Genomic DNA, 20785 nt, shown 5'->3' with positions numbered 1-20785 from the left:
CGATTTTTTTCTAATTCTTCCCGGTTATTGAATCCATCAGCAACGCCTATTCAATCCTCATATGCAATTCCTCTCTCTACAAATTCAATATAAATAGTTTGTTTTATGACTATTAATTACTTATTCAGTTGGCATATAACCAATTACTTCATTGGTAGTAGAGTCAACAAGGATTTGGGGTGTTCCAGTAACAACGTTTTCTACGTCCTCAAAAGTTACGACCAAAACTTTCTGACCCTCATATTTTTTGTCTAACAGAACATAACGATTATCGGCCATAGTTTCTTCTACATCTGCACCTTGCCAACCATCTTCAGCTGTATTATTCCAACCTTTTTCATTAACAAATACCCATGCAGCAGCCCTAACATCACTATATTCGTCAACGTTATTTACTTTTTCTGAGTTCAATTTATTTGCGCAACCCATAATTAGTAAGGCTGATAACACTACTAAGAAAAAGCATATATATTTTAACTTCACTTTCCATCGCCTCCTCGCAAGGTTGGACGGCTTAAATTCATAAAGGTTACAATTATTCTGTCATATTACAGAATGGTTTTGTCCCAGTTTCTATATATTTTATCTAGTGATCATAAATTTAAAATGGATGATCTGGCCGTCACCACTAAGTTTAATTTTTACTTCATAGGTACCCAAATTTATATCAAACCAACATTGATAATCAATTATCAAAAATCACTCCAATTCATTTGTAATCAAAAACTCCTGTGTTTTGTAAAAATGCTATCTTGTTCAACTAGATGGCTCTATAGTGGCACTAACTTTCTGCCGTTAAAGGGAAAGTATAAGTTTATTATTTAATACTTTTCGTTTCTTGTTCGAGTCTGTCAATTTTCTTTTCAATTCTATTAAGTTGACTTCTTCTCTCTTTGTTAGTACGAAATAAAAACACTATGGCAACTATAATTAGCATTACAAATGCAATTAGAAGGGTTTGAGCTAATGCATCTGCAATGCTAAAAACACTTTGTTTACTTTCCAAAATCATTTCAGAATTAATTTTACTCTCCCCTTGTTATTGATTTATTTCGAACGAATATTAGATTTCTTTAACTCAATTAATTTAATTGGCCCTATTACTAACAAGGGTGCAACTCCTTGTCATACAATTGCCACCGATAGCGAAATATTTACTATCCGTAAATTTACTCCGTTCATGTTATTCCTCAAAGTAATCAGATATAAAAAAAGGATTAACTCTAAGTTCCCTTAAAAAATATTTTATTGATGTATGCTTATTTAAGTAGTCACGTTTAGGAATTAACACTTCTTCTTTCAAGCGCTTGTATAATTCATTATCAATTTCGATGGTGGAATAAGCATATTTCCCACTATTTTCTTCTTCAATGCCAATTAAAAATGAAATGATATATTCATACATAATAGGAAAATCACTTTCAATTTGCTGATGACGCTCTACAAATGCCTTAATAAACTCTTCCAAATAAGATTCTTTATCTAAAAACGGGAAACTACAACCGCTATACCAATTTCCTAAATACACTGTAAGTACAGCAATCGCATAGCGACGTGTTTCCTTATCTGAAGCACCAAAATAATTGTAATACGCATCCTCTTCAAAGCTTTGACCTGTATCAAAATAGCCAATTTCGATTCCCTCAAGTCCTTTTTTCACTTTTTCAATAATCTCATTTGACACGAAGATCCCCCAATCAAAAAAATGATTATCCACTGGATTTCCTAGAAAATTCACGCCGCTGTATTAGTATCTATCTCACTTTTTCTAACGTCAGAAATTGTCTTTACGGCCACAATTAAAAAGAGAGCAATAAACCCTACTTTGAATCCTATTGACCAATTCCATATGAAAGTCGAGAAAGTGACTCCAACTGTTAATGCTATATGGTATAGAACTTTATAAGATTTTTTTGAAAAAACATCTATTACAAAAAATATAATGAATAGAATCATGAATATATTTCTTAAAACTTCAAACAGAGCATCCCAATCCATCGTTTAACCTCCTTCACAAAATGGCCCGATTATGGAAAATCCTTATTCAGTTATTACGCTCTTTAGCTGAAGAACTAATCTGATGCACCATAAAATTTGTAACCATCCACAATTTGAAGAAATTCTTGGTTACTCACTTCTAACCAATTGTTTTCCAATATAGTCTCATTATTTGCATTTACTTCTGCAACAGTTTTATTTGATTCTCTCGTAACAAAGTAAAGATTTACGTCCTTTACTACATCCAAATGTTCTTTAGAATAACTCTTTATAGCTTCCAATAATGCTTTTGTTTCAACAGCTACATCAAATTCCAGATCATCATTATTCAAAGTTTCAGAATGGGGAAGCATCTTAAATTCAATGTTTAATTCTCCTACTGTAAAATCAACAACTAGAAAATCATAAAAGTTTTGACTTTTATCTTTTAAGTAAGCTTGTATTTTTTCTTCCTCGCGTTGGGTGCAAGCTGATAACGTTAAAATGAAAGTCAATAATAATAACATGAGCAACATGTATTTTTTCATTGCTAAACTTCACTTCCTGTAACATCGGATAATGGTCCGATTATTGATTCAACTTATTTTATCAGCACTTCAATTTTCTCTTTATTCTGTTCAACTAGTTCCTCTAATAACTGATTTGATTCTTCGTTATAATCTGATATTTGATTTTCATTATCATTATCAAAATGATATGGCCCTATTTTTTCTTCCAGGTACGTAAGCACGTAGGCATTTTGTTCACTTACTCTTCTGGTATATTCCCGTTGAAATTCCTTTGTATCCATATCAAACTTTTTTGCCTGCGATTCAGCAAACTCCCGTATTTGCTTGCTATTCAGATCTTCCGTGTCTGCAGGTGGCAGTACTGCAAACGTGTCACTATCTGCATCCAGATGTCCAGAAATATCAAGGCCCATTTTCTTCACTTCCTGTTTCACCAGTTCTATCCGTATGGCACCGTCCAAATAGTTCAATGCTGTTTTATCGGGTAATAAGAACCGTAAATCCCCAACCGCGATCTCCTGCCCATTTACGATGGCTGCTGGTTCATCATTATTATATTCCGCTATACCGCTGCAGCCCGACAGCAAGATAAGGAGAAGCAGCACGAAACAGAACTTCATAGATTTTAACACCCAGGCACCTCTTATTCTTTATTAATCTGTATTGAAAAAAGCTTGCCATATAAGCTTGTTTCCTTCTTGTTTAAGTACTCTTAATCCTTTTAAATTCCTAAGAATGGCATGGAACAACGCTTGATGTACACTAAGCACTTTCAAACTTTCCATTTTCAAACTCCTTGCATACTAAATTCACTATCTCAATGGAATTAGGAGAATCCTTCTGTCCTAATGGCATCCTTTTGTTTAGATACTTCATTCTCTTTTTTGACGTATTAACCATCTTGAGTAAAAATGTAGCTCCCCGATTATTAATCCAAATAAAATGGCGACAACAGCAGATTTATAATCAGGTTTACCAAATGAAAATGTAACAACTATAAATCCAATTAATAACCCAAAAATTATACTCATATAAGTTTTATATCTTTCCTTCAAGTATATTTTCATAGTCAATCTCCCTTCTAACAACTATTCATCAATATGGTCCTATTGTGAAAAAACCTCATTCAGTTATCGCGCACAATTGTGTTGTTTATCATTGAGTTATAACAACATATCCAATCCAGCCGATCATTATTATTACTGGCACAATCAGCAAAACCGATAACCACATTATATTTTTCTTAAGCGATAAAGCTGAACCGAGATAAAAGAACGGCAAGATTATTCCCCACCATCTGAGTATTGGTGTAGCAGCTAAATAAATCGAAAAAGGGATTATTAGCAAGAAAGAAATAACGAGAAACAGTGGCTTTTTCTTAATTAAAGAAACAATAGAAAAAATAATGGAAGCAAGCATAAATGGCCAAAAAAGTATAACCATATTTCACCCTCCCTTCTTTTTATATAACACCGAGGTATTACTTTCTCGACAAAATGGCCCGATTATGTTGTTTTACGCGATGCTCTGTTAAGCAATTGCCACGAACGTGAAAGTAAGAGTACCTCTACTTTTCATTGAATTCCAAAGAAGTCTTGTCTACTTGTATATTGGGATTTACAGCTAACAATGAATGTATAAGTTCACTCTCATTTCTTGGAGATATATTTATCACGTCATATTTACCATAAAGAATCTCCAACCTGTCAACGGATAGAGCAGGCGCTGTAAATGGACTTTTCGTTCTGCTGATTTTTTTGATCTCGTTGATATTTACTTTACTTTTAAACGGACCAAATTTTAATTTCAGCAACTTCCCCTCAACCTTATAACCCGTTCCAAACCAAATCCATATTAATAAAGCTAAAATGGATGCACCTAGGATATATCCAGGGATACTTTTATAAGTGATTAGTTGCCAGCCAACAGGTTCTCCACCGAACATGTAAATTAAAATTATGAAAAGTATAAAACCCCAAACGATTAAGAAAAACCAAATGTCTTTCTTGGTTGGAAAATACAATTGAATCGCCTCCATTTAGACACTCATTCCATTAAACGGATCGTTTGTGGAAAATAATTATGCAGTTATCGCATCCGTTAACGGATTATTATTTTAAAGGTTTCTTAAATACATAGCTTACTTTGTCATAATCCATCTTCTCCTCATAAAAACGATGGGCGTCTGTACGCTGTAATCCCGATGATAAGGCGACACTTTCATAGGCATTTTCTTTAGCCCATTCGTGTACGTAAGCCAGAAGCTTTTCGCCATATCCATTTGAACGTTTATTCTTATCGGTAACTAAATCACATACCCATACAAAACGCCCGTAATAAAGAGTTATCATAGGTTTAAATCCTGTAACAGCGACAATTTCGCCTTGGTCATACAAGGCAAACAATCTGTACATATCCTTTTCTTTGGCCTCTGTTACCAAATCAAGATAGGCTTTTTCATCAAGATGTGTACGTAATTGATTCATCACTGGAAAAGCTTCAAGAATTTCCTTTTGAGATTGGAGTTCTCTGATAGTTAATGTATCCATTGGCAATTTCCCCTTTTAATTTTTTTCACAATCTGGTTCGATTGCGGAAAATGCTTAGTCACTTATCACGCCCTCTTGCAGGAAAATAGTTATCCCATAAGATGTGTTATAAAATATAGAAAACCATATGACCCTAGCGAACCAATACTTATTACTAAAACCATCACCGATAAAATTAAAGGTCTGTAATCTGACCTCACCTTTGAATTAAAGAGGAAAATAAGGGATACACATATACTGGCGATAAAAAAGATCAACCATAGAATATTTAATGTGAAACTTTCAAAATTTATAAGGAAATTAGCTATATAAAATATGTTTATTAACAGCAGTATAGTTAAAATCATTTTTTTCAAAGTAACACCCCTAATCACCTAGATTATCTTCCCAATTTACTCAACAATGTGGACCGATTGTGGAAAATCCTTATTCAGTTATCGCCCTCGATAAACAAAGACTAACTAACCTACGCGCCAAGGTTTTAATTACCGATTAAGGTTATCTATCTTCTTCTCAATTTTATTGAGTTGCTTTTTTCGCTTATTATTAGAACGAATCAATAAAACAATCAAGACTATAATTATTGATATTGTTGGGCAACCTTTTACTATGACTTAATTACTCTTTTACGGCTCTAATATCTTTTATTGAATTCCTGGCAATTGAGTCTTCCTTCGTTATCTGATGACCTTCAACAAGCGAAATATAATAATCTCCATTCAATAAAGGATAAAAGTTCTGATCTTCTTGCTTTTTTTCAAAATAGATGGTGTATCTGTGTTTTGAATTTGTTTTTAACTCCCAACTTCCTCCTGATTCCATAGTGGCATTTGCTGATATTCTATTGGCAGTGTAGCCTTTTTTAGCTTCTAGCAATTCAGCTACAAAATAACTGTTTTCATTTTGTTCGATCACTAACATTTCTATTGCATCCGTTGTAGTGATCAAGTCAATACTTCCTTTAATTCCTTCGCTTTGAATCAGGTCTTCCAAAGCAGCCTCTGGTGTTGGGAAGTAATTTATATTATTCTCTTCGCTACAAGCAGATAAGAGGAAAAAGCTTGTCATTAATAAGGTAACTATAAAATGCTTGATGATATCCCCCCCTTCCTACTCTTTTCCAATCCGTTTTAGGAACAACACTGTAACCATATTATCAATTATTCCCCTTGTATCTCTTTCTTCCTATAGTCATAAGAAGAAATCCCCCAATCTACAAAAGCATTAACTAATGTGGCACAAATGGTAATCCCGATATTTTCTATCCAATAGATCTGGGAATCAGAGATCCATTCCCAGATCGTGAAGATCGAGAAAAATGTAGAGCTGAATGTTAGATATTTTTTAATCAAGTGGAACATCTCCTCGTGAGTCATCATGCACACTCATCAAATACACATTGAAAGTACCTCTACTTCACATTCCCCTAAACTCATTTGGCACATGAACCAGTACATACTTTTTCGTCCACATTTGTGTTGTAACGAGTAAGGATTCACTTTCTTTTTCAAAGAAAAGGCCTGAACCCTCTTTTGCTGTAAATACCCAACCTTTGGAGCCAATCATTTCTTTAATCGCTTCATCAGCTACTGAAATTCCATCATTCTGACTTCTTGTGATATACCAAATGAAGTTTTCGTCCGTGGCGATTTCTATAATCTTTTGATCCGAATCATTCAATTGTCCAATGACTTCTTTTGCCGATTGGTTTTCTATCGGTAGAGAAGGATAATAGGATTTATTCACAACCATCCACACAGCTGCCATAACTGCAAATACCGCTGCGATCATGCCAATCCATTTCACACGCGCTCACCCATTCCTACAAATTGTCGATACACATACACCGCGTTGTGTTATTCACTTCTTCCAACCTAAGCGTCTCAACCATTTTGCTGCTGCTTTTCCCGTTCTTCTCGCTCAAGAATATACCTCTCGTATGCATCGTTCACGCCATCGTACGCATCGACTGGAACGGTATGTTGATGTATTTCCTTCAACAACCAAAACGACCTGAAAATCACTCCGACGATGATGGCAGCTAACACATACCAACCTAGAGGTCCTATAAACGCCAAAATCCCTAAAACACCCGCCACCAAAATACATCCTACCAACTTCATACTCTCTCTCCTTTACCCTGCATGCGACGTCAGATTTTCTACCACGATCATCTCATCTATTTTCATAATCCCATCAACTGAATATGCGTTTCTTCACCGTCTTTAAACACTCGCATATATTCATACGTCCGATCCAATGTAATGGTGTATAACTTATACTCGTCTTTTGTTGGTTCATCATTCTGCTGCAAATAAATCTGGAAAGAATCTTCATCCGTTCGTATATCCAAATCACCAAATCCTTTTCCACTATCCAAGAAATCTTGATTTAGATACACATATCGTTTCATTTCGTTTTCTGAGAACATATAGATGCCATTGCCCTCAGCCTCTTCAGACGTTTCTATACCGTCAATGAAACTTTTCACATCTGCATTGACTTGGTCGATGGACACTTCAGAATAGGTTAATTGCTTCTCACCACACCCTACCAACACACCCATAACCAGCAGCAACACGAATAATTTCTTCATGTTATATACGCCTCCTGTCAGTTTAATGCCAAAACCATCGCATAAATACTCCCAACAAATATACCATTATTTCCAAAGATTACATATAGCACATGTAATATTCTGCAATTAAAATTTAGAAGGCGTTTGATAATTCGCAATCTTCTACTCCGATATGGTAAAATGGAAGTGAAGTCAGGTTCTCTTTCTTGAAAAGCATACTAGTTTTTTATTATAAGGAGGAATGGCAAATGACTAAAGATGGCAGACAAGAGATTATTAAAAAGAACGAAATGCGGTCGAAGGAAATTTCCAAAATGATTGGCGAAGGCGGAATCGGAGCGGAAAAGTATTACGATATTAGAAAAAAAACGTCTACAGAATATGTATCAGAAGAACATAAAGAGAATGAATCTGACGGCAATAAATAGTTTAGTTATCTACTATAGAATTCCTTAGTACAACCAACGCGCTACTTTCCTATTTCATGGAAAGTGGCGCATTATTTTGTGTGAAGACAAAAAAGACTTCCACAGTACACTATCGAGTTCGGTTGATGGGGAGAAAACATGAAAAAGCAATTAAAAATGAGACATCTATTCACATGTGAATGGGTGTCTCATTTTTCGTTGTCATATCAATATATTAACAGTTTTAGAAGATGAATTAATACGTCAATTCCCACATAAATTTATGTGGTGTTGCAACAACCAGTCTTATACAGAAGAGGGATAAGGAAGAAGTTCATTAAACCCAAAAATCACAATGCCGAAAAGGTAGATTAGCTCATATTAGAACGTGCGTGAAATATTTTAAAAGGTTATAAATATTCCGACCTCAATGCTATTATATACTTATCACAAGGAGGTACTGCATGAATAAAAGTTTTGCCATTTTATTGATACTAGCTTTATCTTTGTTTTTTACCAAAACAATTTATGCTAATGAATTTACAACACCATCCGGCATTCCATTATCCGATGTAGAACGTTTCGTTGACGATTATGTAAATGAATATATTGGTGAAACAACTGCCGGTGCGAGCATTGTTATTTTGAAAGATAATAAAGTTGTTTTATCAAAAGGATATGGTTATGGAGATATTGAGAATCAAATTAAAATAAATACGAATAATGCTGTTTTTGAATGGGGTTCAATTAGTAAATTGTTTGTCTGGGTGTCAGTTATGCAATTAGTCGAACAAGGGAAAATCGATTTAGATGAAGATATAAGGATCTATTTACCGCAAGGATTCTTAACAAAACTAACCTATGATGTTCCTATCACAATGTTGGATTTAATGAATCACACTGCTGGATTCGAGGAAAATATCTTTGATTTGGGATACGCTACTGAATATCCTGTAAAATCTTTAGAAGAAGGATTGAAAATCGCTGAGCCACGCCAAATATATCGTCCAGGTAAAGTGGTTGCTTATTCTAATTATTCAACTTCTCTAGCCGCATATATAGTTCAATTAATCTCCGAAAAAGACTTCAATGAATATGCGGAAGAACATATTTTTCAAAAACTAGGTATTCTAGATTCAACTGCCTACTTGCCTCTAGCAAGAAATGAGCAGATAACAAAAAATAAAGTAAATGGATATGAACTAATTGAAGAAGGAAAATTCAAACCATCGATACCATTCTATATGTCCATGTATCCTAGTGGTGGATTAAATGGAACATCCCAAGATCTAGCTAAGTTTGCAATGGCGCTTATGCCGAGTTCCGATAATGAAAATGTTTTATTCAAGGACGAAAATACGTTAGGTACAATGTTTTCGCAAAGTTATGCTATTAATGAAAATGTTCCTGGCATTGCACATGGTTTTTGGGAGTATGATGGGAAGTTTAAAGGTTTAACACATGGCGGAAATACAGTTTCCTTTTCAAGTAATTTTCATATCGTCCCTGAAGAAAACTTCGCTGTAATAATATTAACGAACCAAGCTTCAGAACTTGATATTTCCTATGGACTGACGAAGGAATTGGTTGGAGAAAAAGAAATAGATGAAGTAAAATTAGCAGACTTACCAAACTCGCAAGAAACAGAAGGAAAGTATCTTTCTGCTCGCAGGATAAAAAGTGGCTTCCTAAATTTGTACTACTACTTACTACCACTTACAGTGAAATCAATAAATGAGAATGAAATTGAAGTAAGTTTGGCAGGCATGAAAGCTAACTACGTCCAAACATATCCAAATGTTTATAAAATGACAACAGGTAGTAATATGTTTATTCTCACAAATGTTCTTTATTTTTCAATGAAGGACGGTGAAGTTAAACAAATTTCTACATCGATTTCAGATTACCTCCCTATAGATAAAAGTACGTTTTGGTTAACCATTAGTGCCGTATTATTCATTTATTGTTTAATATACTTTATCGCTTCACCATTTGTTTTAATCGTAATCAGTATTTTAAATCGAAGAAGAAAAAAAACCTCTGTAAAAATAAAAAAATGGGTTTACCTATTAAATATTGTTGGTACAGCATTTATAGCGAACTTTTTTATATTAGTAGTTAGGATGTTAAATAATAATGCTCGAAGTTATTCTGAAGTATTCCCACAAATTGTTATCAATTATATTTTGACTATTACAAGTGCTGTTTTCATTGTTTTCATTCTACTTAATTGGAAAAAGGAAACTTTAATGAAATTCCAAAGGGCTATTTATCTTCTATCAATCGTTACTATTGTTATATTAATCTTTTTACTTATAACATGGCAGTTTTATTCTTAAGTAATACCCGCAATACATTATTGAGTCACTTTTTTAACTACGAGAAGAATTTCACTTAAACTTCCATCAAAATTAAAAAACGCTCAGATTTCTGAGCGTTTTTTCTTGCCATCTATATTGTCGATTTGCGGTTGAAACTGATGCTGATGCTTTGGGGTTCATCCTATTTGTTTACGAAAATAGGTCTTGATTCTTTTCAGGAGTTTAACCTGATAGCCTTACGTTTTGGCATAGCCTTTATATTAGCCGGCGCTGTATTCTACAAGCGTTTAATACGTATAGATCTCAAAACAGTGTTTTATGGATTTCTACTAGGGTCCATCTTGTTCTTATTATTTACCGTTGTTACTATCGGATTAAAATTCACGTCTATTTCAAATGCAGGATTTTTATTTAGCCTCTCAGTTGTATTTGTTCCATTGTTACTAGCAATCATTTTTAGAAAAAAACCTGAAAACAAAGTGATTTTTGGTGTGGGCATCTCCATTACCGGGATTGCTCTATTGACGTTAAATAATGAATTGAGGATCAATTCCGGAGACTTCCTAATCATTTTAGGTGCATTATTTTATGCAATTCTCATCATTGTGACAGACAGGTTGACGAAAAACGTTGATTCTATCGCACTCGGGATTTTACAACTCGGCTTTACTGGGGCATGGGGGCTGCTATTTTCATTATTTCTCGAAAGGCCACGTCTTCCTGACACAACAGAATCATGGGTTTCTATACTAGCTTTAAGCATACTTTGCAGTGCAATTGGATTTATTGGTCAAGCATGCGCACAAAAGTATACTACACCAACACATACGGGTCTTATATTTTCATTAGAACCCGTTTTTGCAGCATTATTTGCTTTTATTTTCGTACATGAAACACTACAAGCTACAGGGTATGTAGGGGCAATTCTTATCTTAATAGGCATCTTAACCACTAAGTTTACTGTTAAACAGCCTTTTAGAAAAAGATTCAACCAAACAGTTGATGGTTCTGAAGTCTAGCCTACTATCCACGATTACCATGGTAAAGGATATGCAATGGCATGTAATTATTCATTGCAAGAGTCCGGCTAGCATCTTTAGTGTATTGTGAGATACTGCACCTTAGTATACGTGCAGTATCTCACATGCAACATGTTAGTATTCACGTAAATACGCAACTTTGCTTAGGTTTCTTCCTTCATCAAATATCCCTTTATAAGAAAAATAAGCGCTATTCTTTATTACAGAATAGCGCCCGATTGAGGAACAGATATAATATCTTTACAAACCCGCAATTCACTTTTTTTGTTTCTTTAATTCCTTTTTAATTCCTGTTAGGGTGACACCGATCCATATGAGTAGCACCAGACTAATGGGAAACCCAAAATAAAGAACATATGCTATTGTATTTAAGGCTTCTTCGCTTGAAATCATATACATTTATTCACCCTCCTCTATTCCGTAATCTGGCCCGATTGTTGAAGATGAAGTGATATAAAACCTTATTCTGTAAATTCCCAAGCTGGATTCCAAACTACTTCCCACAAATGTCCGTCTGGGTCTTGGAAGTATCCGGAGTACCCTCCCCAAAAGGTATCGTGTGCTGGAACTGTAATAAATGCACCAGCTTTCTTTGCCTGTTCCATTACCATATCGACCTCTTCTTTACTCCCAACATTATGACCAATTGTAAATTCGGTAGGACTTTTTGGCGTCTTATTTATGCTTGTGTCATGGGCAATATTCTTACGATTCCAAATGGCGAGTTTTACTCCTGATTGTAAATCGAAAAATGCAACTGCACCATACTCAAATTCTTGGCCTACTATTCCTTCTGTTGGTAGTCCAAGTCCATCCTGATAGAACTTCAATGACCTTTCCAAATCATCGACACCCAATGTTATAACCGAAATCCGCGGTTTCATCTAATGCCTCCTAAAAAAATTTTTTGTACGTTTTAATATATTGGGGCTAACAAATAACATATTTATTGAATGAAACTGCCCCGTTTGTTGAATAAGTCGACTTCTTATATCTCCATTTTATCCAAAAATTATTTGTTCCCTTCAATGTAATCAGTTATTTCAAATACAATGTTCGAAACTCCTATTAGCCGTGCAATTAGCAGAGCGACATAAATTTACGTGTTGCTGTTTATTGGTTTACCAATTGCGTTGTTATTTTTTGCTGATAACCGCTTTAAGCATTGATATAGGAACAAAAACAGGGACACCAATTCATATAAGAATTGTGTCCCCTATTGGTATGCTAATTACTGCTTTCTCCTCGTGTTCCGAACCCGTTAGCAGTACACGGAAGTCTTTTTTACAATATATACTTATCAATCTTCAAAACCAATTCTGCAATTTCTGGCTTACTCACTTGGTCGTCCGCTCCCACACTTTCCCCTTTATGCTTCAAGTCATCTGTGATGAGTGAAGAGAAAATGATAATCGGCAGCTCGGTAAGTTTTGGCGTCTCACGAATACGCTTCGTGAAATGATGGCCGTCCATTTGTGGCATCTCGATATCTGTGATAACCAACTGGACTTCCTTCTTCACATCGATGCCATCCGCCACTAGCGTCTCCAAATAATCAAATGCATCTTTGCCGTTTTCATAGAAGTCGAGATTCGCGTAGCCTGCTTCACTGAGTGTGTCATACAATAACTTCCGCAATAACGGGGAATCTTCCGCAATCAAAATGCGTTTATCTGAACGCTCACGCTTCCCTAGCTTCTTCACTTGCTCCACGTTAATGCCTGCATCCGGATTAATATCCATAATGATCTTTTCGAAATCGAGCAACAGCAACATATCACCATCGAGCTTGATGACGCCAATTACCTGAGAGTTTTCTGCCGCATAAATGCCAGACGGTTTCTCGATCTGATTCCAAGAAATTCGGTGGATCTGCGTCACGTTATGTACGCGGAAAACGACCGTTTGTTTATTGAAAGAAGCAACGATATACTTTGCATCTTCCGGGTGGCTTGAAGGGGCCATTCCTAAGATTTTCTCCATACTGACAACCGGTAACACTTCACCACGCAACTGAATAATTCCTTCCACCGCAAAATGGGCATGGGGAATCGGTGTGATCTTCAATGGCATGATAATTTCCTTCACTTTGATCACGTTAATGCCATAACGGTTACCTTGCATCTCAAATCCGACTATCTCCAGCTCATTTGTGCCGCTTTCCAATAAAATCCCTGAATCATTGGACACATTCTTCCACCCTCTCAGACGATATGGTCTATTGCTAATATATGTATTCATGGAATATACAATTCCTTGGTGCGATAGAACTAGTATATCACACCAATTGACTATCAATCTATGATAGGTTAAATAAATCTAGTAGTGAAATGAGGTTAGGGATGTACCAATCCTTGCTTATCGGACTCCGCCAACCAGTTTTCGAACTGCGGCACCGTCAATGGTTTTGAGAAATAATACCCTTGGAAAGTCAAATCCGATTTCAAATCAAGCAAGAATTCCACTTGTTCCATTCTCTCCACTCCTTCAACGACTACCGTAAGATCCATTGAACACCCCATCACAATGATCGCATTCAACACCGCACACTTCTTCGCTGGCGCGGGTACTTCATCCGTAAAGGATTTATCGATCTTCAGCGTCGAAATGGGCATCTGCTGTAAAAAGGATAATGACGACACGCCTGTCCCGAAATCATCAAGCGCGATCGAGAAGCCATAACGCCTGAATCGCTTCATTGCGGCAATAGCTTGGGTAGTGGACTTCGCCGTACTCGTTTCCGTCATCTCCAGTTCAATACGACTTGGATCTAGTTGGTACGTATTGATTTCCTTCCATAATAGATCGAGTAAATGTGGTTCGATCACGTATTCGCCGGGAATATTAATGGCTACTTGTGGCACATGAATACCTTGCGAATCCCAGTTATGAATCTGTCTGCACACTTCGCGAATAACCCAATCCGTCACTTCCCCCATTCGCCCTTCTTGCTCCAGAATCGGAATGAACGTCGCTGGGGAGATCGCTCCAAGTTTCGGATGCGTCCAACGAAGCAACGCCTCCAGCCCGACGAACTCATGGGCAGCCCCTTTGACTTTCGGTTGATAGACGAGATAGATATGTTTTTCATCCAACGCTTCGGAAATATCGCGCAAGACATCTTGCTCATAGGACATGCCGTGGATGGTAGGATCGAACGTCAGCAATCCCCACTCATGTGAAGCCGCCGCTTGTTCCACCACCATTGACGCTTCTTTATATAACGTCTTCACAGATTTGTTCTGATCAGCCTTCGCTAATCCACATATATAGCGCATCTCTTGGTTTTTAATAGGGAGTAGTTGATCGATATCACGTTGCATGACAACTAAGTTTTTATAAAAATCTACTGTGCGTCCCGTTTGATCCACAAAAAACAAATAACGATTTCCACTAACACGATACAAATGTGCATACGAAGGTTTCCACTTCGCCAGCAACTCACCAACTTGCTGCAGAATGATATCTCCTTCTGAGTAGCCATATAGTTGATTGATACGCGGTAGATCAGGGAAACTCCAAATCGCCACATCTCCGGCCGCAACTTCATCGGTCAAACAACGCTCCCAATTTCGGCGATTCGGTAGCTTCGTCAGAACATCGAAATACTTCAGCCAATAATCGACATAGCCGTCAATATAGGAAGTCAATAACATGCCAAGAAGCAACAGCCCAACTCCGACGCCGATCAATGTATTCATCACTTGCATATGCATAACGGACTCACGTAACGCTTGTCCTTCTTCTATATAATAGTCGGTACCGATTATGACAAAATAATGCATCGCTAACGTACCTACTGTCAAATACAATGTAGCAAACACTTTCGATATACCGCCTAGCTTCAGCTGATTCACACCGCGAATCGCTAAGTAGGCAAATAATCCACCTACTATATTACTCGCCACCACTAATTTCCAATCAATGCCGATATAAGCATCCAGCTTGATCGCTTTCATGCCCAGCAAATGCATAGTACTCATCCCGATCGCAATAAGGATCGCAGCCATGATATGCCGAGAGCGTGCTTTCAACGGACTTTGAACGAGTTGAAACGTCAGCAACATCGCAAGAAAGATAGGAAAGATACAAATAATGGCCCAACCGTAATGGACATGGATTTCAATAGGCAACAATAGCGAATTGATCGTCAGAAAATGAGTCGACCAAACCCCAAATGCCAACGACAAGGAAGTGAGTACGAGCCATACTCCCCGTTTGAAGATGCTTGGTTTTAGCATGCGTTCATATAATACGAGTGTGGTATAGGAAGCGAATCCCATCACTAAAAACGACAACAACATCATCTTCAGTGAATACGTTCCGAATATTTGTGTGTATTCTTGGTAGTCAGTCATCGAAAACATCCGCTTCACCTCCTCAGCCTATGCGATAGGAAAATTCATACTTTATCATGTTTCTAAGTACTTACAACTGACGTAGTACAAAAGACAGTACTTCCTATTTATTATTTACTATTTGCCTATGGTAGTCAATCGTTTTTGAGTTACTTAGGATATAAGTCTACATAAATCATAAACAATACGATAATTATATACTGTTTTCTGATAATTATATAATCATACCCTCTATGTTGGAACAGAAAACGTTGGATTATGGTAGAATAAAGCAAATTACGGAATTGAAGGAGAGATACATATGCCCGTCTATAATAAACTCGTCCGCGACCTCATCCCGGAGATCATCGAGGCGGATGGAAAGACTTGCGTGACTCGCTTACTGAACGATTCAGAATACATAGCTGAAATCAATAATAAGATGCACGAAGAATTGGCGGAGTACGAAGAAGCGACTAACGCGGAAGATGCTGTCGAAGAACTATCCGATTTACTAGAACTGATTCATGCAGCGGCTGCCTACCACGGTGTGACGGTAGAGGAACTCGAAGCCGTACGCGCGAAAAAAGCTAACGCACGGGGTGGATTTAATGAAAGAATCTATCTAGTGGAAGTAACGGATGACTAAACTGCGCTTGCTGACGAAAAACTTGTTGGATGACTTGAAGCGGCTAACTGCGGAGGCGGATACGATTTACTGGATGACAGCGTTCATGATGAAGTCCGGGGTGAACGAAGTACTCCCCGCTTTACGTGATGCCTCTATGCGTGGTGCCGATATCAAAATTCTAACCGGTGATTATTTGTCCATTACACAACCCGATGCGCTACAGTTATTAAATGAAGGATTACCAACTGCCGAACTTCGGATGATCGAAAGTGGCGGCACTTCTTTTCATCCGAAAGCGTATCTATTCAAATCACCAAACAGCTCTACCGTCATCATAGGATCGTCCAATTTATCCCGTTCTGCTTTGACGAATGGAATCGAATGGAACCTCTACGCACCATCGACAGTCGACGAAGACATTTTCGAAACGTCTGCGGATGAATTCATGAAACTGTTTTTGTCACCGAGTACGGTACCCATCAACAACGAACAAATCGATTTATATAGAGCGCGATACGAAGAGACGAATCGGAAACTCCCCTTTAGTTCGGCATGGGAACCTAAGACGGAAATCGAAATGACATTCGGGGCAACTGAACAAGAACAAAGCAGCACCATCGATCCAACAGCACCTTATCAATCATCTGTCTTAGATCCACGACCTGCACAACAACTGGCTCTCACCGCGCTCAATCAAACCGTTGAAGCCGGGTATGAAAAAGCACTCGTCGTCCTTGCGACAGGACTTGGAAAAACGTATCTAGCTGCTTTCTTTGCAGAGTCATACAAGCGTGTCCTATTTATCGCGCACCGTGAAGAATTACTCACACAAGCACATGCTTCATTCGCATGCGTCTTTCCAAACCGTACAAGCGGAATTTACAACGGCCAACAAAAGGACGCAGATACGGAAATCATCTTTGCATCAATCCAGACACTGGCAAGACAATACCATTTACACCGATTCTCAAAGACTGCGTTCGATCTGATTGTCGTGGATGAATTCCATCATGCGGCCGCCACTACATACGAACGGGTACTCGATTACTTCACACCCGAATTTCTGCTCGGTCTAACCGCAACACCCGACCGACTCGACAACAAAGACGTCTACAGTCTATGCGACGGCAATGAAGCGATCTCGATTCACTTCCTTGACGCCATCCGGCAAAACTGGCTTTCCCCTTTCGTCTACTACGGTGTGATGGACGAAACGGATTACAGTCAATTGAAGTGGCGCAATAATCGCTACGATGAAGAAGAACTATTGCGCTTGCAACTACGTGACAGTTACGCAGAAGCGGTACTTGATGCATGGAATGAAAATAAACAAACCCGCACGATTGGATTTTGTTCTTCCATTAAACAAGCTATTTACTTAAGCGACTATTTCACAAAAGCCGGCTACCGATCACTTGCCTTACATGGAAATACGGATCGGAAGACACGCACCCATGCACGGAACTTGCTAGAAACAGGCCAACTCGACATCATCTTCACCGTCGATCTATTCAATGAAGGCGTCGATATCCCGAGCGTAGATACACTCCTATTCGCCCGCCCTACCGAATCACTAACTGTCTTCACCCAGCAAATCGGACGCGGCTTGCGTTTAGCTACCGGCAAAACGCATTGCGTCATCATCGACTTAATCGGGAACTACCGCAATGCACGGAAGAAGTTTGAAGTCTTTAACGAAAATAAAGAATTGCCCGCGAAAATCAGTAGCGAAACATTTAGCGAATCCGACTATTTCGAGTTCCATTTCGAAACGACCCTCATCGACTTGTTGGAAGCGATGAAACAAAACGAACCGATACAACAACGACTCATTAACGCGTATTTCGATTTAAAAGCAGAACTTGGCCACCGCCCGACGTATCTTGAATATCATTTGAAGGCAAACGAAGATGCGAAGGCTATTCAGCAGAAGTTTAAGACGTATCCAATCCTTTTAGGATATGCGGGTGAACTGAGTGAATTGGAGAAAGAAGTCCTCACGCAATACAGAGACCTGCTCATTGAAATCAATAAAACCTTGATGAATAAAAGCTATAAGATGATTCTACTCAAGTACATGCTGACAAGAGGCGCAGCGAATTGGTATAAACCGGTGACACCAATTGAAGTTGCCCCCTTCTTCCATACGTATTTAATGGAGAAACCTTATCGCCGTGATGCGGACTTATCGGATAGACAAGGTCAGTCACTTCGAGAATATGATGAAGATAAAGTGGCGAAGTTGATTGCTACCATGCCGATGACGAAGTGGAGTGGATCTTCGAAAGGTTTGTTTGTATTTGAGGGTGGTGTGTTTGGAACGCAGATAGCAATTGAAGCGCAGCATGAGGATGTTTTGTTTGGTTGGGTTCGAGAGATTTGTGAGTATCGGTTGCATTGGTATTTTGAGAGGAAGAGTTTTAATTAAAGAAGGCTGAATAAATACTAAAGAACTTGCCTCAATTGAAGAAGTAAAATTTTATAAAAAGACGTCCAATTTCTCTAAATCGGACGTCTTTTTATTGAGTAGATTATCACTTGATATTTACGGCTTTTGTCCAACGAACTGGATGACATGGGACAGTCCTTTATGGAGGTCGCCTTCATGGCGTGTGACCTCTCCTATAAAAAAGTGAATGATTCGCCAATCACTGAATGCGTCTAGAAAGTCTTCCGGTCGGTAGAGAAAATCTAGCTCTTTGGGGCCTCCGCTTTGATATGGGATTTGGTATTGTGAATAGACTTCCGCTATAAAATACCCTCCAGGTTTTACGGCTTCTTTGACTCCATGAAGGGTTTTCAGTCGGACTTCTTCTGGGAAGTGGCCAAAAATATTCACAACGCCATCCCAATGATTCTGCTGCCACTGCGCTTCTGCCAAATCGACCAGTTGCGTGTTCACCTGGACACCTTGTTTTGCTGCCAACTTTTTCGCCTTATCCAATCCGGATTCGGCATTGTCCCATGCCGTGACGTGCAGCCCCTGTCTGGCCAGGAAGACGGCGTTTCTTCCTTCCCCTTCCGCGATGGTCAAGACCTCCCCAGATAAATTCCCCTGCATATCCTTTAGAAATACATTCGGTTCGGTCCCATAGATATACTTCTCGTCATTAAAGCGTTCATTCCAGTTCACCATTGTACTGCCTCCTTAGTTTTGGAGTATATTCTGCAACTCCCAACAACGGTGAGTTTGCGATCGGCATTGGGCGAGCAAGTCCTTTTGCATCAAATGATTTATCTGTCTAAATCATTTAAATCCCTCTATACTGCGCAGTTGTTCGGGCCCGTCTCCATTTCCTTCGCTTCTTCAGGCGGTGGATTAATCTTGCCCATATTTGTCTGTCGGATTTCTTCATATGCATTCGGCTGATCTTTCAGACCTTCCGTTACCCGCTTGATAAACTTTTCTTCATCTTTTATCTGCAGGCCTTCATTATTCTGATAAAGAACAGACAGTTTCGCTGACACACTACCGTCTTCATTGAGCTCACTGACATCCGAGTAATGAGCCGGAAGCACAAGCAAATCATCAGCCAATTTTTTGTAGCGGCTGTAGAGGGTTTCGTACAGATCTTCTGCCCAGTCGCCCGCTTTACCGGCAAGATCTGGGCGGCCGATGGATTCTACAAACAGAATGTCACCCGTGAGCAAGTACTGATCGTCGACCACGAATGTCGTGCTGCCTATTGTATGCCCTGGAGAGTATACAGCTTCGATCTCTGCGCTACCGACTTGAAGTTTCATGCCGTCAGTGACTGGTTCAAATTTAAAAACAACTTCTTCCGCATCATCTGGCGGCAAGTAATAGGTAGCATCCGCTGAACCCGCCAGTTTTTTACCGCCTGAAATATGATCCGCATGCAAATGCGTATCCATGACATGTGTTATCTTCAGACCTTTTCCCCGCGCAAACTCTTCGTAGGTTTCTGTCATCCGGCTAGCGTCAATAATTGCCGCTTCCCCGTCGGATTCGGCCATATAGGATAAGCATCCTTTGCCAAGTCGCACAAATTGATAAAGAGCGCCTCCAGGCAATTTACCAATTTCGACTGCTTCCAGCTGTTCACTCCAGGCTGCCATGCCGCCTTCAATCGAGTAGACATTGTCAAAGCCCTGGTCTTGCAAATAGGAAGCCGCTTTTTGGGAAGTGTTCCCTCTTGCACAGACTGTATACACGTTCTGGTCCTTCGGCAAATCCTCCAGACTCGTTGAATTGGGATCACTCAGCTCCTTGAAAGGAATGTTGATGTATTTGACTTGATCTCCTTCAATCTGCCAGTCAGCCGCTTCGTCTTTGCCCCGTACATCCAGCACATAAATCGGTTCTTTTTGAAACACCTGATTCGCCACTTTCTTTGGTGATACTGATTTAATTTCCATAAATAATTCCTCCATACCATAAACTCTTATTTACC

26 protein-coding genes are annotated in these 20785 nt (G+C 38.5%); 5 read left to right on the top strand and 21 right to left on the bottom strand.

The window, feature by feature from the left end; all coding sequences use genetic code 11:
• Positions 1 to 120: 120 nt before the first annotated feature.
• The 15 genes from SporoP8_RS11160 to SporoP8_RS11090 all read right to left on the bottom strand — a co-directional run bounded on the left by SporoP8_RS11160 (position 121) and on the right by SporoP8_RS11090 (position 7652).
• Positions 121 to 483 (bottom strand): hypothetical protein, encoded by a 363-nt coding sequence (locus tag SporoP8_RS11160; RefSeq protein WP_232319143.1) that lies wholly within the window; start codon positions 481 to 483, stop codon positions 121 to 123.
• 700 nt (positions 484 to 1183) lie between these two features.
• Positions 1184 to 1684: a hypothetical protein gene (locus SporoP8_RS11150; protein WP_085132561.1), complete on the bottom strand. Its 501-nt coding sequence runs from the start codon at positions 1682 to 1684 to the stop codon at positions 1184 to 1186.
• Positions 1685 to 1734: 50 nt separating this feature from the next.
• On the bottom strand, positions 1735 to 1998 hold the full coding sequence (locus SporoP8_RS11145) for a hypothetical protein (RefSeq protein ID WP_085132560.1): 264 nt from the start codon (positions 1996 to 1998) through the stop codon (positions 1735 to 1737).
• Between the two features lie 74 nt (positions 1999 to 2072).
• Positions 2073 to 2525 carry a hypothetical protein gene (locus tag SporoP8_RS11140; protein WP_085132559.1) on the bottom strand — a complete coding sequence of 151 codons (453 nt, stop codon included), beginning with the start codon at positions 2523 to 2525 and terminating at the stop codon, positions 2073 to 2075.
• Positions 2526 to 2578: 53 nt separating this feature from the next.
• On the bottom strand, positions 2579 to 3139 hold the full coding sequence (locus tag SporoP8_RS11135; RefSeq protein WP_232319142.1) for a hypothetical protein: 561 nt from the start codon (positions 3137 to 3139) through the stop codon (positions 2579 to 2581).
• Between the two features lie 21 nt (positions 3140 to 3160).
• Positions 3161 to 3292 carry a hypothetical protein gene (locus tag SporoP8_RS16895; RefSeq protein WP_255397460.1) on the bottom strand — a complete coding sequence of 44 codons (132 nt, stop codon included), beginning with the start codon at positions 3290 to 3292 and terminating at the stop codon, positions 3161 to 3163.
• 87 nt (positions 3293 to 3379) lie between these two features.
• Positions 3380 to 3574 carry a hypothetical protein gene (locus tag SporoP8_RS11130; protein WP_085132558.1) on the bottom strand — a complete coding sequence of 65 codons (195 nt, stop codon included), beginning with the start codon at positions 3572 to 3574 and terminating at the stop codon, positions 3380 to 3382.
• Positions 3575 to 3662: 88 nt separating this feature from the next.
• Positions 3663 to 3950 carry a hypothetical protein gene (locus SporoP8_RS11125; protein ID WP_085132557.1) on the bottom strand — a complete coding sequence of 96 codons (288 nt, stop codon included), beginning with the start codon at positions 3948 to 3950 and terminating at the stop codon, positions 3663 to 3665.
• Between the two features lie 124 nt (positions 3951 to 4074).
• Positions 4075 to 4545 carry a PH domain-containing protein gene (locus tag SporoP8_RS11120; protein ID WP_085132556.1) on the bottom strand — a complete coding sequence of 157 codons (471 nt, stop codon included), beginning with the start codon at positions 4543 to 4545 and terminating at the stop codon, positions 4075 to 4077.
• A gap of 73 nt (positions 4546 to 4618) precedes the next feature.
• Positions 4619 to 5056: a GNAT family N-acetyltransferase gene (locus SporoP8_RS11115; RefSeq protein WP_085132555.1), complete on the bottom strand. Its 438-nt coding sequence runs from the start codon at positions 5054 to 5056 to the stop codon at positions 4619 to 4621.
• 618 nt (positions 5057 to 5674) lie between these two features.
• Positions 5675 to 6124: a hypothetical protein gene (locus tag SporoP8_RS11110; RefSeq protein WP_085132554.1), complete on the bottom strand. Its 450-nt coding sequence runs from the start codon at positions 6122 to 6124 to the stop codon at positions 5675 to 5677.
• A gap of 92 nt (positions 6125 to 6216) precedes the next feature.
• The gene (locus tag SporoP8_RS11105; protein WP_085132553.1) at positions 6217 to 6408 is read right to left on the bottom strand and encodes a hypothetical protein; all 192 of its coding nucleotides are present in this window, start codon (positions 6406 to 6408) and stop codon (positions 6217 to 6219) included.
• Positions 6409 to 6472: 64 nt separating this feature from the next.
• Positions 6473 to 6862 (bottom strand): hypothetical protein, encoded by a 390-nt coding sequence (locus SporoP8_RS11100; protein ID WP_085132552.1) that lies wholly within the window; start codon positions 6860 to 6862, stop codon positions 6473 to 6475.
• A 77-nt stretch (positions 6863 to 6939) separates the two neighbouring features.
• Positions 6940 to 7179, bottom strand: coding sequence for an ATP-dependent Lon protease (locus SporoP8_RS11095; RefSeq protein ID WP_085132551.1), 240 nt, complete (start codon positions 7177 to 7179; stop codon positions 6940 to 6942).
• A 62-nt stretch (positions 7180 to 7241) separates the two neighbouring features.
• Entirely contained in the window at positions 7242 to 7652 is a 411-nt protein-coding gene (locus tag SporoP8_RS11090; RefSeq protein WP_085132550.1) for a hypothetical protein, read from the bottom strand.
• Positions 7653 to 7882: 230 nt separating this feature from the next.
• On the opposite strand from SporoP8_RS11090, the gene SporoP8_RS11085 reads away from it, so the two are divergent.
• The 3 genes from SporoP8_RS11085 to SporoP8_RS11075 all read left to right on the top strand — a co-directional run bounded on the left by SporoP8_RS11085 (position 7883) and on the right by SporoP8_RS11075 (position 11381).
• Positions 7883 to 8062: a hypothetical protein gene (locus tag SporoP8_RS11085; RefSeq protein ID WP_085132549.1), complete on the top strand. Its 180-nt coding sequence runs from the start codon at positions 7883 to 7885 to the stop codon at positions 8060 to 8062.
• Positions 8063 to 8505: 443 nt separating this feature from the next.
• Positions 8506 to 10380, top strand: a complete 1875-nt coding sequence (locus tag SporoP8_RS11080) for a serine hydrolase domain-containing protein (protein ID WP_085132548.1) — start codon at positions 8506 to 8508, stop codon at positions 10378 to 10380.
• Positions 10381 to 10520: 140 nt separating this feature from the next.
• Complete coding sequence (locus tag SporoP8_RS11075; RefSeq protein ID WP_085132547.1) at positions 10521 to 11381, top strand: DMT family transporter; 861 nt, start codon at positions 10521 to 10523, stop codon at positions 11379 to 11381.
• 276 nt (positions 11382 to 11657) lie between these two features.
• Here SporoP8_RS11075 and SporoP8_RS16550 read toward each other — a convergent pair whose 3' ends face one another.
• The 4 genes from SporoP8_RS16550 to SporoP8_RS11060 all read right to left on the bottom strand — a co-directional run bounded on the left by SporoP8_RS16550 (position 11658) and on the right by SporoP8_RS11060 (position 15769).
• Complete coding sequence (locus SporoP8_RS16550) at positions 11658 to 11801, bottom strand: hypothetical protein (protein WP_157111251.1); 144 nt, start codon at positions 11799 to 11801, stop codon at positions 11658 to 11660.
• Between the two features lie 62 nt (positions 11802 to 11863).
• The gene (locus SporoP8_RS11070; protein ID WP_085132546.1) at positions 11864 to 12286 is read right to left on the bottom strand and encodes a VOC family protein; all 423 of its coding nucleotides are present in this window, start codon (positions 12284 to 12286) and stop codon (positions 11864 to 11866) included.
• Positions 12287 to 12686: 400 nt separating this feature from the next.
• Entirely contained in the window at positions 12687 to 13592 is a 906-nt protein-coding gene (locus SporoP8_RS11065; RefSeq protein WP_085132545.1) for a chemotaxis protein, read from the bottom strand.
• A 146-nt stretch (positions 13593 to 13738) separates the two neighbouring features.
• Positions 13739 to 15769 (bottom strand): bifunctional diguanylate cyclase/phosphodiesterase, encoded by a 2031-nt coding sequence (locus tag SporoP8_RS11060; RefSeq protein ID WP_085132544.1) that lies wholly within the window; start codon positions 15767 to 15769, stop codon positions 13739 to 13741.
• 292 nt (positions 15770 to 16061) lie between these two features.
• Between SporoP8_RS11060 and SporoP8_RS11055 the strand changes: the two genes are divergently transcribed.
• Both SporoP8_RS11055 and SporoP8_RS11050 read left to right on the top strand, forming a co-directional pair.
• Positions 16062 to 16388, top strand: coding sequence for a nucleoside triphosphate pyrophosphohydrolase (locus SporoP8_RS11055; protein WP_085132543.1), 327 nt, complete (start codon positions 16062 to 16064; stop codon positions 16386 to 16388).
• On the top strand, positions 16381 to 18798 hold the full coding sequence (locus SporoP8_RS11050) for a DEAD/DEAH box helicase family protein (RefSeq protein ID WP_085132542.1): 2418 nt from the start codon (positions 16381 to 16383) through the stop codon (positions 18796 to 18798). Before SporoP8_RS11055 ends, SporoP8_RS11050 begins: the two co-directional genes overlap by 8 nt.
• Before the next feature lie 117 nt (positions 18799 to 18915).
• Here SporoP8_RS11050 and SporoP8_RS11045 read toward each other — a convergent pair whose 3' ends face one another.
• Both SporoP8_RS11045 and SporoP8_RS11040 read right to left on the bottom strand, forming a co-directional pair.
• Entirely contained in the window at positions 18916 to 19506 is a 591-nt protein-coding gene (locus tag SporoP8_RS11045; protein ID WP_085132541.1) for a class I SAM-dependent methyltransferase, read from the bottom strand.
• 125 nt (positions 19507 to 19631) lie between these two features.
• Complete coding sequence (locus SporoP8_RS11040; RefSeq protein ID WP_085132540.1) at positions 19632 to 20750, bottom strand: MBL fold metallo-hydrolase; 1119 nt, start codon at positions 20748 to 20750, stop codon at positions 19632 to 19634.
• Between the last annotated feature and the right edge of the window lie 35 nt (positions 20751 to 20785).

Origin of the sequence: Sporosarcina ureae (genome assembly GCF_002101375.1) — a bacterium.
In the GTDB taxonomy this organism is placed as follows: domain Bacteria; phylum Bacillota; class Bacilli; order Bacillales_A; family Planococcaceae; genus Sporosarcina; species Sporosarcina ureae_B.
This window is presented reverse-complemented; position numbering and strand designations above follow the sequence as displayed.